Annotated in this window: 11 protein-coding genes and 4 tRNA genes; 12 read left to right on the top strand and 3 right to left on the bottom strand. The window is 59.1% G+C overall.

Translation table 11 applies throughout. The annotated features are described in order from the left end of the window. Window positions 1-29: 29 nt before the first annotated feature. From purF to K5Y35_RS25455, 10 genes are all read left to right on the top strand, one after another. Window positions 30-1,535, top strand: coding sequence for an amidophosphoribosyltransferase (purF, locus tag K5Y35_RS25500; protein ID WP_016773943.1), 1,506 nt, complete (start codon window positions 30-32; stop codon window positions 1,533-1,535). 73 nt (window positions 1,536-1,608) lie between these two features. Then, complete coding sequence (locus tag K5Y35_RS25495; protein ID WP_222833278.1) at window positions 1,609-2,820, top strand: O-succinylhomoserine sulfhydrylase; 1,212 nt, start codon at window positions 1,609-1,611, stop codon at window positions 2,818-2,820. Continuing rightward, on the top strand, window positions 2,817-3,593 hold the full coding sequence (locus K5Y35_RS25490) for an SDR family oxidoreductase (protein ID WP_123463399.1): 777 nt from the start codon (window positions 2,817-2,819) through the stop codon (window positions 3,591-3,593). Before K5Y35_RS25495 ends, K5Y35_RS25490 begins: the two co-directional genes overlap by 4 nt. Before the next feature lie 168 nt (window positions 3,594-3,761). After that, window positions 3,762-3,837: transfer RNA gene (locus K5Y35_RS25485), tRNA-Val, on the top strand. 55 nt (window positions 3,838-3,892) lie between these two features. After that, window positions 3,893-3,969: transfer RNA gene (locus tag K5Y35_RS25480), tRNA-Asp, on the top strand. A 94-nt stretch (window positions 3,970-4,063) separates the two neighbouring features. Beyond that, window positions 4,064-4,140, top strand: a tRNA-Asp gene (locus K5Y35_RS25475). A gap of 482 nt (window positions 4,141-4,622) precedes the next feature. Then, window positions 4,623-7,454 carry a xanthine dehydrogenase family protein molybdopterin-binding subunit gene (locus tag K5Y35_RS25470; protein WP_222833277.1) on the top strand — a complete coding sequence of 944 codons (2,832 nt, stop codon included), beginning with the start codon at window positions 4,623-4,625 and terminating at the stop codon, window positions 7,452-7,454. Then, window positions 7,447-7,986: a (2Fe-2S)-binding protein gene (locus tag K5Y35_RS25465; RefSeq protein WP_025111196.1), complete on the top strand. Its 540-nt coding sequence runs from the start codon at window positions 7,447-7,449 to the stop codon at window positions 7,984-7,986. Before K5Y35_RS25470 ends, K5Y35_RS25465 begins: the two co-directional genes overlap by 8 nt. Window positions 7,987-7,988: 2 nt before the next feature. Beyond that, complete coding sequence (locus K5Y35_RS25460) at window positions 7,989-9,224, top strand: c-type cytochrome (protein WP_222833276.1); 1,236 nt, start codon at window positions 7,989-7,991, stop codon at window positions 9,222-9,224. A 1-nt stretch (window position 9,225) separates the two neighbouring features. Further along, a complete protein-coding gene (locus K5Y35_RS25455; protein ID WP_222833275.1) occupies window positions 9,226-10,197 on the top strand; it encodes an XdhC family protein in 972 nt (323 codons plus the stop codon). A gap of 148 nt (window positions 10,198-10,345) precedes the next feature. On the opposite strand, the gene K5Y35_RS25450 is transcribed toward K5Y35_RS25455, so the two are convergent. Beyond that, complete coding sequence (locus K5Y35_RS25450; RefSeq protein WP_123463391.1) at window positions 10,346-11,629, bottom strand: NAD(P)/FAD-dependent oxidoreductase; 1,284 nt, start codon at window positions 11,627-11,629, stop codon at window positions 10,346-10,348. A 184-nt stretch (window positions 11,630-11,813) separates the two neighbouring features. On the opposite strand from K5Y35_RS25450, the gene K5Y35_RS25445 reads away from it, so the two are divergent. Continuing rightward, window positions 11,814-11,890, top strand: a tRNA-Val gene (locus tag K5Y35_RS25445). A gap of 100 nt (window positions 11,891-11,990) precedes the next feature. Here the strand turns inward: K5Y35_RS25445 and K5Y35_RS25440 are convergent. Next, window positions 11,991-12,329, bottom strand: a complete 339-nt coding sequence (locus tag K5Y35_RS25440) for a tyrosine-type recombinase/integrase (RefSeq protein ID WP_261991222.1) — start codon at window positions 12,327-12,329, stop codon at window positions 11,991-11,993. A 641-nt stretch (window positions 12,330-12,970) separates the two neighbouring features. On the opposite strand from K5Y35_RS25440, the gene K5Y35_RS25435 reads away from it, so the two are divergent. Continuing rightward, the gene (locus K5Y35_RS25435; protein ID WP_123463387.1) at window positions 12,971-13,183 is read left to right on the top strand and encodes a hypothetical protein; all 213 of its coding nucleotides are present in this window, start codon (window positions 12,971-12,973) and stop codon (window positions 13,181-13,183) included. Window positions 13,184-13,429: 246 nt separating this feature from the next. Here K5Y35_RS25435 and K5Y35_RS25430 read toward each other — a convergent pair whose 3' ends face one another. Beyond that, window positions 13,430-14,578 (bottom strand): acyltransferase family protein, encoded by a 1,149-nt coding sequence (locus tag K5Y35_RS25430; RefSeq protein ID WP_222833274.1) that lies wholly within the window; start codon window positions 14,576-14,578, stop codon window positions 13,430-13,432. Window positions 14,579-14,636: the final 58 nt, after the last annotated feature.

Raw genomic sequence — 14,636 nt, 5'->3', positions numbered from 1 at the left:
TCAGATCCATTAAGTAGGGGTTGCGTCGCATGTGTGGCATCGTCGGTATCGTCGGTAAGTCGAACGTCAATCAGGCGCTGTATGACGCGCTAACCGTGCTCCAGCACCGCGGCCAGGACGCTGCCGGTATCGTGACCAGCCATGATGGCCGGTTGTTCCTGCGCAAGGACAATGGCCTGGTGCGTGACGTGTTTCAACAACGTCACATGCAGCGTCTGGTCGGCCATATGGGTATCGGCCACGTCCGCTACCCGACTGCGGGCAGCTCGACTTCGGCCGAAGCCCAGCCGTTTTACGTCAACTCGCCTTACGGCATTACCCTGGCGCATAACGGTAACCTGACCAACGTTGAGCAGTTGGCCAAAGAGATCTACGAATCCGACCTGCGTCACGTCAACACCAGTTCCGACTCGGAAGTGCTGCTGAACGTGTTCGCCCACGAGCTGGCCCAGCGCGGCAAGCTGCAGCCGACCGAAGAAGACGTGTTTGCCGCCGTGACCGACGTGCATAACCGTTGCGTGGGTGGTTACGCCGTCGTGGCGATGGTGACCGGTTACGGCATCGTCGGTTTCCGCGATCCGCACGGCATTCGCCCGATCGTGTTCGGCCAGCGTCACACCGACGAAGGCGTCGAGTACATGATCGCGTCCGAAAGCGTTTCGCTGGACGTGCTCGGTTTCACCCTGATTCGCGACCTCGCCCCGGGCGAAGCGGTCTACATCACTGAAGACGGCAAGCTGCACACCCGTCAATGTGCGACCAACCCGTCCCTGACCCCGTGCATCTTTGAACACGTCTACCTGGCGCGCCCGGACTCGATCATCGACGGCGTGTCTGTGTACAAGGCCCGTCTGCGCATGGGCGAGAAGCTTGCCGAGAAGATCCTGCGCGAGCGTCCAGAGCACGACATCGACGTGGTCATCCCGATTCCGGACACCAGCCGTACTGCTGCGCTGGAGCTGGCCAACCACCTGGGCGTGAAATTCCGTGAAGGTTTCGTCAAGAACCGTTACATCGGTCGCACCTTCATCATGCCGGGCCAGGCGGCTCGCAAGAAGTCGGTTCGCCAGAAGCTCAACGCCATCGAGCTGGAATTCCGCGGCAAGAATGTGATGCTGGTCGACGACTCGATCGTGCGCGGCACCACCTGCAAGCAGATCATCCAGATGGCCCGTGAAGCCGGCGCGAAAAACGTCTACTTCTGCTCGGCGGCGCCGGCAGTACGCTTCCCGAACGTGTATGGCATCGACATGCCAAGCGCTCACGAGCTGATCGCCCACAACCGTTCGACCCAGGACGTGGCGGATCTGATCGGCGCTGACTGGCTGATCTATCAGGACCTGCCTGACTTGATCGAAGCGGTCGGCGGCGGCAAGATCAAGATCGAGCACTTCGATTGCGCGGTGTTCGACGGCAAGTACGTCACCGGCGACGTCGACGAGGCTTACCTGAACAAGATCGAGCAGGCGCGCAACGATGCCTCCAAGGTCAAGACCCAGGCAGTCAGTGCGATCATTGATCTGTACAACAACTGAGTTTCTACCGGCCCTGAGGGGCCGGTTTTGTATCTGACTTTCAATTTTCAAGAACAGGGCAAGGAGTGACAGCATGAGTCAGGAATGGGATGCCGGTCGGCTGGACAGCGACCTCGAAGGCGTAGCGTTCGACACCCTGGCCGTACGTGCCGGTCAGCACCGCACGCCGGAAGGCGAACACGGTGATCCGATGTTCTTCACGTCCAGCTACGTGTTCCGCACCGCCGCCGACGCGGCCGCGCGGTTTGCCGGGGAAGTGCCGGGCAACGTTTACTCGCGTTACACCAACCCGACCGTGCGCGCGTTCGAAGAGCGCATTGCCGCGCTGGAAAGCGCCGAGCAGGCCGTTGCGACCGCAACCGGCATGGCCGCGATCATGGCGGTGGTGATGAGCCTGTGCAGTGCCGGTGATCATGTGCTGGTTTCGCGCAGTGTGTTCGGTTCGACCATCAGCCTGTTCGAGAAGTACTTCAAGCGTTTCGGTGTGGAAGTCGATTACGTGCCTTTGGCTGACCTGTCGGCCTGGGATGCGGCGATCAAGTCCAACACCAGGCTGCTCTTTGTCGAGTCGCCCTCCAACCCGTTGGCCGAGTTGGTCGACATCCCCGCGCTGGCGGAAATCGCGCACGCCAAAGGCGCAATGCTGGTGGTCGACAACTGCTTCTGCACGCCTGCGCTGCAGCAGCCGCTGAAAATGGGGGCGGACATTGTCGTGCACTCGGCGACCAAGTTCATCGACGGCCAGGGCCGTTGCATGGGCGGGGTGGTGGCCGGTCGCAGCGAGCAAATGAAAGAGGTGGTTGGCTTCCTGCGCACCGCCGGGCCGACCCTGAGCCCGTTCAACGCGTGGATCTTCCTCAAAGGCCTGGAAACCCTGAATCTGCGGATGAAGGCGCACTGCGCCAACGCCCAGCAACTGGCCGAATGGCTGGAGCAACAGGAGGGTGTCGAGAAAGTCCATTACGCCGGGCTCAGAAGCCATCCGCAGCACGAACTGGCCCAGCGTCAGCAGAAGGGCTTTGGTGCGGTGGTGAGTTTCGAGGTCAAGGGTGGCAAAGAAGGTGCCTGGCGCTTTATCGACGCGACCCGATTGATTTCGATCACGGCCAACCTCGGCGACAGCAAAACCACCATTACTCATCCGAGCACGACCTCTCACGGCCGTCTGGCGCCGCAGGAGCGTGAAGCCGCGGGGATTCGTGACAGCCTGATCCGCATTGCGGTCGGTCTGGAAGATGTCGCCGACCTGCAGGCCGACCTGGCGCGCGGTCTGGCGGCGCTGTGATCGAGTTGTCCACGCCGACAGCGGGTACTCATGGTCGCGTGGCGCTGGTCACCGGTGCTGCGCGCGGGATTGGCCTGGGCATTGCGGCCTGGCTGATCAGCGAAGGCTGGCAAGTGGTGCTGACCGACCTGGATCGGGTGCGCGGTTCGAAAGTGGCGAAGGTGCTTGGTGAGAACGCCTGGTTTATCGCCATGGATGTCGCGGAGGAGAGTCAGGTCGCACTCGGCGTGGCCGAGGTGCTGGGGCAGTTTGGTCGTCTCGACGCGCTGGTGTGCAACGCGGCGGTGGCTGATCCGCACAACATCACCCTGGAAAGCCTTGATCTGGCTTACTGGAATCGGGTGCTGGCGGTGAACCTCAGTGGGCCGATGCTGCTGGCCAAGCATTGCGCGCCCTATCTGCGTGCGCATAACGGCTCGATCGTCAATCTGGCCTCGACCCGGGCGGGGCAGTCCGAGCCGGATACCGAGGCCTATGCGGCGAGCAAGGGCGGGCTATTGGCGCTGACGCATGCGCTGGCGATCAGCCTCGGGCCGGAAATTCGTGTGAACGCGGTCAGTCCGGGCTGGATTGATGCGCGTGATCCGTCGGCGCGGCGGGCCGAGCCTCTGGCTGATACCGATCATGCCCAGCATCCGGCGGGCAGGGTGGGGACGGTCGAGGATGTCGCGGCGATGGTGGCGTGGCTGCTGTCGAGAAATGCCGGGTTTGTCACCGGGCAGGAATTCGTCGTCGATGGCGGCATGACGAAAAAGATGATTTATACGGACTAAGAGGCGAAGCCGCGATCCTGTAGGAGTGAGCCTGCTTGCGATAGCGGTTTCAAGGTTGATACTTTTTTCCGGGATTGACTCAATTTTGTCTTTTTCAGAAAAACTTCAATCCTGCTATTGACTTAGGTTCGCTACCTGCGTAAATTTCGCGGCCTCGGAGATGCAAACGGGTGATTAGCTCAGCTGGGAGAGCGTCTGCCTTACAAGCAGAATGTCGGCGGTTCGATCCCGTCATCACCCACCACTTCCGAGTGACTTGCGAAAGCAAGAAGGTAGGCTGAAAGTGCCTGCACCGACGCGCAGCGGTAGTTCAGTCGGTTAGAATACCGGCCTGTCACGCCGGGGGTCGCGGGTTCGAGTCCCGTCCGCTGCGCCATATTTTACGAGTCAGACAATGTCTGGTTCGCGATTGCAAAGCACCGAAGCTTTCAATCAAAACGAGTTACTTGAGCGCAAGCTCAAAGCGATACGCAGCGGTAGTTCAGTCGGTTAGAATACCGGCCTGTCACGCCGGGGGTCGCGGGTTCGAGTCCCGTCCGCTGCGCCATATCTGTTTCAAGGACCACTGAACGCCTTGAAGCGCCGAAAGCAGCCTTTGGTTGATTCGGATTCGATAGCAAAGGCCCTGGTCGAAAGACCGGGGTTTTTTGTGTCTGAAATTTGGCTATTCCCCTCTTTTCCTCCTGCTCCAACTCCTGAAGCCAATACAAATCCCTGTAGATACTCTGCTCGCGATAGCGTCAGTTCAGCCACGCATCTGGTGACTGATACTCCGCTATCGCGAGCGGCTCACTCCTGCGAGTGCCTGCCCGCCTGCTGCGGTACCACGTCGCATTGATTTTCTGATTCTTTAGTCAAATTTTTGTAACTGGTTGTTTGCTGCGAGCCCGGAAACCTTTAAAGTTAACCTTTCGGTCAGCTTTGCACTGTCAACACGCCCTTTGTTTAGCCAAGAAGGGCTTCTGCAAGACTCGAGATTCCCAGTAGATAACCAGAAGGGCGGACACATAACCGCCCAGAGGATGATCCATGTCCAACCGTGATATATCCCGGCGCTCGTTCCTCCAGGGCGGGCTGGTGGCGGGTGTGAGCGTCACGCTCACGCCGCTCAGCAGTCAGGCGCTGGCTGCCTTGATGGAAAACAGCGTGACCGTGCCGTCCGAGAAGTGGCTCGGCAACAACGGCAAGGCGCGCCAGCGTAACGATGCCCTGTCCAAGGTCTGCGGCAGCAAGGTATTTGCCCGCGACATTCGCTCCAGGGACATGCAGGGCTGGCCTGAGCAACAAGGCCACGCCATGCTGCTGAAAACCATCAAGGCCGACCGTATCTACGACGGCTATGACCTGTCGTGGCTCGGCGCCGACTTGCAACCTGACCGTATCGTCACCGCTGCCGACCTGGACAAGGACGGCATCGTGTTTCCCGAAGAGCACGCGCCGGACCCCTTGCTGCCTGAAGGCAAGGTACCGATGTTCATCGGTCATCCGGTAGCGATCCTGATCTGGAACGATTTCGAGCGTTTCCGCCAGGCCAAGAACAAACTCAAATTCAATGACAAGGCGATTCGTTACGGTGCGCAAGTGCCGTACTACGAAGGCGACCCCTATGGCAGCTTCCGCTACGTGCGCGTGGGCGGTCCGACCTCGGCCGATGAAGACGAGTTCGCCAGCCTCAAGGACTCGATCCTGTTCCCGATGCTGAAAAACCGTCGCCCGGTGTGGAATTCCCAGCCGAACCTGCACGGTAACCTGACCGAGCGTGGGCTGTTCTATGCCGACCGCATGAAGCAGCAGATCGACACGCCGCCGGACAACTGGCTGGTGTTCGACGAGCGCTACAAGACCCCGTCAATCGAGCCGGCCGCGATGGAGCCGGACAACGGCAACGGCTGGTACGACCCGAAAACCAAGACCCTGCACTTCGTGGTGGCCACCCAGTGCCCGCTGGAAGCTGCAACCGAGACTGCGAAAATGATCGCGCCGTCTCGTTTCGGCCTGGCCAACCTGAACATGCACCCGGGTTACACCGTGGGTTACGGTTCCAAAGACCACAATATCTTCGTCTACTACGCCGCCCTCGCTGCGCTGTACGGCGCCGGTGTGCCGATTCGTCTGGCCAACGACCGCTACGAGCAGTTCCAGAGCGGGATCAAGCGTCACCCGTTCGACATCCGCTACCAACTGGCGGTGGACAAGAACGACTACAGCTTCAAGATTTTCCGCGCCGAAATGAGCGTCGACGGCGGCGGTCGGATCAACTACAGCCCGTCGGTAGCAGCAGTGGGCGCCACGGCGGCGCAGTCGATCTACTACATGCCGCAGAACGATCTGCAGGTCACCGCTTACCACTCGCGCGGTGTTGAAGCCGGTTCGATGCGCGGCTACGGCACCCTGCAAAGCATGGCCTCGACCGAAATGATGGTCGACGAAATCGCCAATCGCCTCGGTGTCGACGCGATCGACCTGCGTCGCAAGAACGCCCTGCGGTCCGGCATGAAAAACACTCAGGGCGCGATCCCGGCCGGTGCCTTGCGCCTGCACGAGATTCTCGACAAGGCGTCGGTGCACGAAGTCTGGAAAAATCGCGACGCGATCAAGCAGCAGCGTGAAGCCGCCGACCCGGACAACTGGTATGGCGTGGGTTTTGCCATTTGCCAGAAAGACTTCGGCACTGGTTCGGAAGCGCCGATGGCCAGCATCGAATTCACCGCTGAAGGTCGCATCAGCCTGCGTCACATCGGTATCGAAATCGGCACCGGCATGTCCACTTCGCAAGCGCTGGTGGTGGCCGACTTCCTCGGCAGCCCGGCGCATGAGGTGAAGACCGGTGAGACCGAATGGAAGGAAATGCAGCTGATTACCAGCGGCAATCCTTACATCATGAGCCAGGCCGAGCAGGACAACCTGCTGCGCAACCCGCGCTGGGTCGGCAAGCTGGCCTCGGCGTCGTCGGCGACCAACTCGGCTTACTACTTCAGCCACGCCACCCGTGAAGCGGCGCGCGTGCTGTTCAACCACGGTTTGTGGCCGGCGGCGCTGGAGATCTGGCGTCAGGGCCCGTATGGCGGGCAGGCCAACCCCTATGTGGTGCGTCGCGAAGATGCGCATTGGGTCGATGGCAAACTCACAGCTAACGGCATGCAGCCGCTGAGCTTTGAAGAGCTGGCCAAGCGCGCTCACGAGCGGGGTCTGGTCACCGCTGCCACCGTCCACGGTTTCAATCGCTGGAGCTGGGCCGAGGCCGAGTACAGCATCGACGGCGTGCGCGAGCGTCTGCCGCTCGATGGTCTGGCGGTGAAGTACGGCGATGGTGCGCCGCAAGCGAAGAAAGCGCAGATGAACAGCGCCGGTTTCCACCTGCTGGATCGCCAGAACATCAACTACCCGGTGGTTCAGTTGAACAACGCTGCGGTGACTTACTACAGCCCGGTGGCCACGCTGGTGGAGCTGAAGGTCAACAAAGGTTCGGCGGAAGTCGAAGTGCTCAACCACCATTCGTGGGTCGAGTGCGGTCGGGTGCTGGTCGAAGAGCTGGTCAAGGGCCAGCTCGAAGGCGGCATCGCCATGGGCATCGGTCACGCGCTGATGGAAGAGATGCCGCTGTATGAAGGCGGGCCGGGGGAGGGTGACTGGAACTTCAACCGTTATCGCCTGCCGATGGCCCGCCACGTGGCGGTGTGGAAGCAGACTGCGGAGATTCTGCCGCCGCTGTCGCCAAGCGATCCGTCCAAAGGCATCGCCGAGGTGGTGATGATCCCGGTGGTGGGTGCCATCGGTAACGCCGTGGCGCACGCCATCGGTAAACGTGTTCGCGATCTGCCAATCACTGCTGCGCGCATCAAGGAGGCCCTCAATGGCTAACCGTCCGCTTCAACTGACCCTCAACGGTCAATCCGTCGGCCCGGTGGACATCCCTGATGACCTGCCGATGATCGACTACCTGCACGAATACAAGAACCTCACCGGTTCGCGCCTGGGCTGCGGCCAGGGCATCTGCCACGCCTGCGTGGTGATTGTCGATAACCCGGACGGCACCAGCGAAGAAGTACGCACCTGCATCACCGGTGCGCATTACTTCGAAGGCAAGAAAGTGCGCACCATCGAAGCTCACGCCAAGCGTGACGAGCAGGGTCAGGTCACTGAGCTGAACCCGATCCAGCAACGCTTCGTCGACGAATTTGCCTTCCAGTGCAGCTACTGCGCGCCGGGCTTCGTCAATGCTGCGACCGTGCTGGTGGAGAAGCTGCAGCGCCAGCCGATCGCCAAGAGCAAGCTGGAACAGGTCATCGAGGACAGCCTCGGCCATCACGTCTGCCGTTGCACCGGGTACGTGCGTTACTACAACGCGACCCGTAACGTGCTGACCGATCTCGGCCTGGTCAAGGAGGGTTGAGCATGAAGCATCTATTGACCCGTCTGACCCTGGCGGTCGGACTGGCTGCGCCGGTGCTGTTTGCCCACGCCGACGACCAGGTCAAGCGCGGCGAATACCTCGCCCGCGCTGCCGACTGCATGGCGTGCCACACCGCACCGGGCGGCGCGCCGTTTGCTGGCGGGCTACCGATCGTGTCGCCGTTCGGCACGATCTACGGCACCAACATTACCCCGAGCAAAGAGCACGGCATCGGCCTGTACAGCGATGACGAGTTCTTCGCTGCGCTGACCGAAGGCAAGCGCCGCGACGGGGCGAATCTGTATCCGGCGATGCCGTACACCTCGTACCACCTGATGCCGCGGGAAGATTCCGACGCGATCCACGCATACCTGAAAACCATCGAGCCGATCGAGCGCGCCGCGCCGGTCACCAGCCTGAGCTTTCCGTTCAACGTGCGCCTGGGCCTGATGGGCTGGAACATGTTGTACGGCAAGGCCTTGAAGCTGGAGCCGGCCGAAGGCAAGAGCGAGGACTGGAAGCGCGGCCAGTACATGGTCGAGGTGCTTGGTCACTGCGGCGAGTGCCATACCCCGCGCGGCTTGCCGGGTGCGATGCAGATGGACAAGCGTCTGACTGGCGGCGTCCTCAACGGTTATCTGGCGCCTGGCCTGCTGGCCACCGATCTGGCGGCGCGCGGCTGGAATCAGCAAGACCTGAGCACGTTCCTCAAGCACGGCATGAGCGCCCAGGGCACGATGTTCAACGAGATGTTCCCGGTGTTCCACAACAGCACCCAGGGCCTGAGCGATCAGGATCTGAAAGCGATGGCGACGTTCCTGCTCGGCGACAAGCCGCCTGCAGCCGCAGCGCTCGTTGAAGTGCCCGTGGACAAGCTCGGCCCGAGCGCGCAGCGCGGCCGTCAGGAATATTTGAACGTCTGCGCCGGTTGTCACGCTGCCGGGGGTGAGGGCAAGCCGCACATCGCCGTGGCCATGCGCGGCAATACCACGCTGCGCCTGGAAGATCCGCGCAACCTGGTGCGGGTGATCGAAGACGGCATCGGCGAGCAGAAATTTGCCGGGTTCGAGCATATGCAGCCCATGCCTGGGTTTGCCGACAAGCTCAGTGCTGCGCAACTGACCGATCTGCTGAACTACCTGCGTCAAGGCTGGGGCGGTCAATCGGCTGAACTGGCGGTCAGCGACGTGCAGAAGCTGCAAGCGCAAGTCCCGGCCGTCGAACACAAGGCGCACTGACATGCAGCATCTCGATCTACAAGTGGTACGCCGGGCGCTGGCGTGGTCGGTGGCGGGGCAGCGCATCTGGCTGTGCACCGTGTTGACCACCTATGGTTCGGCACCGCGTGCTCCGGGGTCGTTGCTGGCAGTGAACGACGACGGGCAGTGGATCGGCTCGCTGTCCGGTGGCTGCGTCGAGGAAGACTTTCTCGAGCGCGTGGCGGAAGGTGCGTTTCTCGATGCGATCAACGTGGTGCGCTACGGCGAAGGCGATGATCCGCGCTCGCGGGTCAGCCTGCCCTGTGGCGGCATTCTCGACGTACTGGTAGAGAAATTTGACGCCGACTGCGAGGTGCAGGCGCATCTGCGAGAGCTCGAATCGGCGCTGCTCGGTCAGCGCCGCTTGATTCGTGAGGTCGATCTGGTCAGCGGTGCGCGGGCGTTGTTTGCAGATTGCGAGCAGGGGGCGCGCATCGAACGTGAGATTGATCGGGTGCGCATTCGAGTCGGCGCCGCGCAGCGCTTGTTGCTCGCCGGCTATTCCAGTGTTGCGCAGGCATGCGCCGAGTTTGCAGTCGGTCTCGGTTTCGAAGTGATTCTCTGTGATCCGCGTGATGAAGTGCTCGACGGCGTGATACTGGACGGCGTGGAGATTCGTCGGCAGTTGCCGTCGGTGTTCATTGCCGACGGCGGCTGTCATCGCGATACCGCGGTGGTAGCGTTGACTCACGATCCGCGTATCGACGATCTGGCGATGATGGAGGCGGTGCGTACCGAGGCGTTTTACATCGGCGTAATGGGCTCGCAGCAGACCTCGCAGAAGCGCTTCGAGCGCCTGCGCAGGATTGGCGGATTGGGGGAGGTTGAATTGGCGCGGATTCATGCGCCGATCGGCTTGAACCTGGGCAGCAAGACCCCGGCGGAGATTGCCTTGGCGGTGCTGGCGGATATTTTGCGAATTCGTAGCGGGATTGCCCGAGACCAACTCTGATACGGGCTTGTCCATCGAATTGTGGCGAGGGAGCTTGCTCCCGCTGGCCCGCGCAGCAGTCCTTCTTTTTGGATAAAAGTGGGACCGCTTCGTGATCCGGCGGGAGCAAGCTCCCTCGCCACAGTTTTTTGCCAGTCAGGAAAACTGATCAGAAACCCAGTTTGTCGCGCAAGCCGTAATACCAGGCGCCCAATGCCGCAAACGGCGTACGCAGCAACTGCCCGCCCGGGAACGGATAGTGCGGCAAGTCCGCAAACGCATCGAACCGTTCAGCTTGCCCGCGCAATGCTTCGGCCAGCACCTTGCCGGCCAGGTGTGTGTAGGTCACTCCGTGGCCGCTGCAGCCCTGCGAGTAATAGATGTTGTCGCCAAGGCGCCCGACCTGTGGCAAACGCGACAGGGTCAGCAGGAAGTTGCCCGTCCAGGCGTAGTCGATCTTCACGTCTTTGAGCTGAGGAAACGCCTTGAGCATTTTCGGGCGAATGATCGCTTCGATGTTTGCGGGGTCCCGTGCGCCATACACCACGCCACCGCCGAAGATCAGGCGCTTGTCACCGGTCAGGCGGTAATAGTCGAGCAGGTAATTGCAGTCTTCGACGCAGTAATCCTGGGGCAGCAGGGATTTCGCCAGTTCTTCGCCCAGCGGTTCGGTGGTGATCACCTGTGTGCCGCAGGGCATGGACTTGGCTGCCAGTTCCGGTACCAGATTACCGAGGTAGGCGTTGCCGGCAACGATGATGAACTTGGCCCTGACCTTGCCCTGTGGCGTGTGCACCACCGGGTTGGCACCGCGCTCGATGCGTACGGCGGGGGATTGTTCGTAAATGGTCCCGCCGAGGGACTCCACTGCTGCGGCCTCACCCAGCGCCAGGTTCAGCGGATGGATGTGCCCACCGCTCATGTCGAGCATACCGCCGACGTACTGATCGCACGCCACCACTTCGCGAATGCGACGTTCATCGAGTAGCTCAAGTTGGGTATGGCCGAAGCGCTCCCACAGGCGCTTCTGCGATTCCAGGTGGCCCATTTGCTTGGCGGAGAGGGCCGCAAACACGCCGCCGTCCTTCAAGTCGCATTGGATGTTGTACCTGGCGACCCGTTCGCGAATGATCCGGCCGCCTTCGAAGGCCATCTGCCCGAGCAGTTGTGCTTGTTTGGGGCCGACGCTGCGTTCGATCACGTCGATGTCGCGGCTATAGCTGTTGACGATCTGCCCGCCATTACGACCCGACGCACCGAAGCCGACCTTGGCGGCTTCCAGCACGGTCACGCGAAAACCGTTTTCCAGCAGGAACAGGGCTGAAGACAGTCCGGTGTACCCGGCGCCGATCACACAGACGTCCGTCTCCACATCAGCTTGCAGAGACGGGCGGGGCGGTACGGCATTGGCCGACGCAGCGTAATAAGACTCTGGGTAAGGGGTGTTCGCCATCCTGCAGCCTCTGTTTAATATATTTTACGAGTGTGCCGATCCTACCCGAGTTGAAAAACCTCCGCCAGCCACCGGAATAATCTTCTTCACCGGCCTGAAATTAAATATTTTGCATATTCATAGGGTTAGGTGAAAAAAAGGTGTTGACACCCCTCCGGAATTCCGTAGAATGCCGCCTCACAGCAGGCACGTAGCTCAGTTGGTTAGAGCACCACCTTGACATGGTGGGGGTCGTTGGTTCGAGTCCAATCGCGCCTACCAAACAAAATCCGCTCTGCTGGGCGGTCTAGAAGGGCTCACCGAAAGGTGGGCCCTTTTTTGTTGTCTGCGATTTGCAAAACTTTTGCAAAACCCCCGCCGATCACACCTTCAGGTCTGCGTTCACCCGCATGCACAGCAGGGCGTCATCGCTATGACCCGCCTGGTAGTGTTCAGTCATCTTGACGTCCGCGTGACCCATCAGCCCTTGGATGTATTCCTGCGGGAAACCCTGCTGCTCGTACAGCCACGCACCCAGTGCACGGATCTCGTGAAAGGTGGGGCGCTCGCCGGCTGGCATGTCCTTATATGCCTCGGAGTCATCCCGTGCCTGGGCGAATGACTTCGTCGGGTAATCGGGTGTCACGGCGTTCCAGTGCAGTTTGGCATCCAGTTGCGAACGCTGCGGGCCTTCGGCGAGTAGTGGATCAAGTACGGGCATACAACCGGCGATCGCAGGCGCTCGGCAACGACCTCGCGCAACGCCGGCCCATGGCAATCTCCAAATGCACGGGCTTCCCGTAATTCTGCGTCTTCCCGGCGACACCTTGATGGTGTTCTGCTCGAGGTCAACGGCCGACTTCGGCCACATCACGATGTCCTCCCGCCGCTGAAGACTCAGCAAGCCCAGCCGGGATTCCTCCTCGAATCGATCGAGGCAACCGCTGAGCTTCGGCGCGGCCGCGCCGGTGAGCATTGCCAGTCGCGCGCCGTCGTCAGCCGAGACCGGACGGCACTACCTCATTCGGGCCGAGCCAATCAGCTCCGGGTGTTACACCAGGTAGCGTTGGGTCGGCTGCGGCCACTACTCCCAACTTTGTAGGTGTTAGTGCCGGATCTGTCGGGGTTGGAGATGACGTAAACGCTCAAGGTGCCCAAGGTGGATCCGCGTGGTATGGCGCATCGTCTATCAGTGGCAATGGAGGTCCTTCTATCTTTGACGGGGTCTATTCAGTAGGCCCTGGCGGCACTGTAGGGAATGGCGCTCAGAACCCTGGGCTGGTGGATCTGCGGTCGGGAATAGCTACAAATATTCTTGGCGGTAAAGGTGGTGGTTTGGATTGTCGAGGAGTACTCATTAGCATGAAAACATACGCTCGAATTGACGTTGGAAAAGTCATAGAGATCATTGAACCCGAAACCTTCGATGCAGAAGGCTCAGCGTGGATTGAGGGGCAGCCAAGCAGGATCGGTCAGGAAAAACCCATTGAGGTCCGGCTTCACCTGGCGATTGTCGAGAATATGATTGATGTCTCAGGTATCGAGCCACAGCCTAGTTACGGATGGATCAGCTAAGGTGGCGAACTGCATCCGCCAACCCTATTCCAGCCATCCCCGGGAGAGGTAAAGATTGCGAACGCTAGCCTTCGCGATCTTTACCTTAGTCAGGCCAAGTTGGCACTGGCGCCACTTCAATACGCTGTAGATTTCGAAATGGCTCTCGATGAGGAATGAGGGCGCCTGGTAGCTTGGTAGATGTACATGATTGCGATCAATCGTGTAGACCTTGCAGTCACCGATGATCTTTGGCCTGACCCCCCTTTACTTAATTGCCGCTGATTGGTTTTCGATTGAGATCTTCGACGGAACTTCTTTTTTTCGAAATAGTTCCAGTATTATTTTTTGGCAAGGCTTTTCAATGCATATGTGCAATCCTACAGAAACACTTATCACAAAACCTAAAAATAACGCTTGGTGCGCTATTAGGAAGAACATTGATTCGGTAGGCTGACGAATATACATTGATCCAAGAAGTACGTGGATCAGATAAAACGCGAAAGAGGCCTCGCCAAGCATAACAATTTTCTTGCCGGAAAGAAGTTTTGCTATTTGCGTCTTGCTGGAAATAACAATGCTCAATATTAGCAAGGTATATGGGAGTGCGTATGCTGCATCCCATTTAAATGAACTGCCAGCAATAGTGGAAGATGTCGCGAGAGTGAATATGTAGACAATGCAAGAGTAGGTTACGAAGCTCCATATGCCGGTGCTTGAAGTTTTATGTTTGAAAAAGCGCTTGTAATAAATTGCCGCTAATATCCCTAGCGCAAAATCTAAAGATCTGTATGCAGGCCCTCGATAAAGCCAGCGATGTGACGATGCCGGATCAGTAGCTAACAGGCTGGCGCGCTCAGGCATAGAGAAGTAGATTGCGATTGCAATTTGAGAGCTGATTATTATAAGTGCTAGCGCTATAAGCTTGTTTTGTGATGTCAAAATACCCAGTGTTCGAAAAACTGGGATTAGAATCGGAAAGATAATATAAAGAAAAATCTCAACGCTAATGCTCCATGAGGGGCTGTTAAGGCCCGTCGCAACAAACAAATCTCCGCTCCATGCTTGCGTAGCCAAAATATATGGGAGTATTGGTGTGTAGCCCCCCGAATTCATCCAGGAAAATATTATTAATGCGATGTAAAGAGGGTATATTCTAGCAAATCTTGAAAGCAAAAAGCGTGGCGTGGACTGCAGTGGATTTAATTCGAACCTGTCAAGGTAATTGTAGGCGATTATAAAGCCTGAAAGTACAAAGAAAAAAGTTACGCCATTAAATCCAGATGTTTGCAGGAGAAAAAGCTTTTGATTTTCAGTTTGAATTGGAAAGTGCGAGAAGAAAACCATTAGAGCTGCGAAGAACCTCAGCCCAGTTAGTGCCGGTATATTCCCAGATTTTTTTTGTGACAATAGCATCGTGCCCACCAGCGAAATTTTGAACGGGATTCTACCAGCAGTTCAATGAGTACAAGAT

The organism is Pseudomonas sp. SC3(2021), from assembly GCF_019856535.1.
Classification (GTDB): domain Bacteria; phylum Pseudomonadota; class Gammaproteobacteria; order Pseudomonadales; family Pseudomonadaceae; genus Aquipseudomonas; species Aquipseudomonas monsensis.
The sequence above is the reverse complement of the archived record's forward strand: the minus strand, read 5'-3'. Positions and strand labels throughout refer to the sequence as shown.

Coding starts and splice junctions, on each gene's coding strand:
- purF (WP_016773943.1), top strand. CDS start 30: ATGTGTGGCATCGTCGGTATCGTCGGTAAGTCGAACGTCAATCAGGCG.
- K5Y35_RS25495 (WP_222833278.1), top strand. CDS start 1,609: ATGAGTCAGGAATGGGATGCCGGTCGGCTGGACAGCGACCTCGAAGGC.
- K5Y35_RS25470 (WP_222833277.1), top strand. CDS start 4,623: ATGTCCAACCGTGATATATCCCGGCGCTCGTTCCTCCAGGGCGGGCTG.
- K5Y35_RS25465 (WP_025111196.1), top strand. CDS start 7,447: ATGGCTAACCGTCCGCTTCAACTGACCCTCAACGGTCAATCCGTCGGC.
- K5Y35_RS25460 (WP_222833276.1), top strand. CDS start 7,989: ATGAAGCATCTATTGACCCGTCTGACCCTGGCGGTCGGACTGGCTGCG.
- K5Y35_RS25455 (WP_222833275.1), top strand. CDS start 9,226: ATGCAGCATCTCGATCTACAAGTGGTACGCCGGGCGCTGGCGTGGTCG.
- K5Y35_RS25450 (WP_123463391.1), bottom strand. CDS start 11,629: ATGGCGAACACCCCTTACCCAGAGTCTTATTACGCTGCGTCGGCCAAT.
- K5Y35_RS25440 (WP_261991222.1), bottom strand. CDS start 12,329: ATGCCCGTACTTGATCCACTACTCGCCGAAGGCCCGCAGCGTTCGCAA.
- K5Y35_RS25435 (WP_123463387.1), top strand. CDS start 12,971: ATGAAAACATACGCTCGAATTGACGTTGGAAAAGTCATAGAGATCATT.
- K5Y35_RS25430 (WP_222833274.1), bottom strand. CDS start 14,578: ATGCTATTGTCACAAAAAAAATCTGGGAATATACCGGCACTAACTGGG.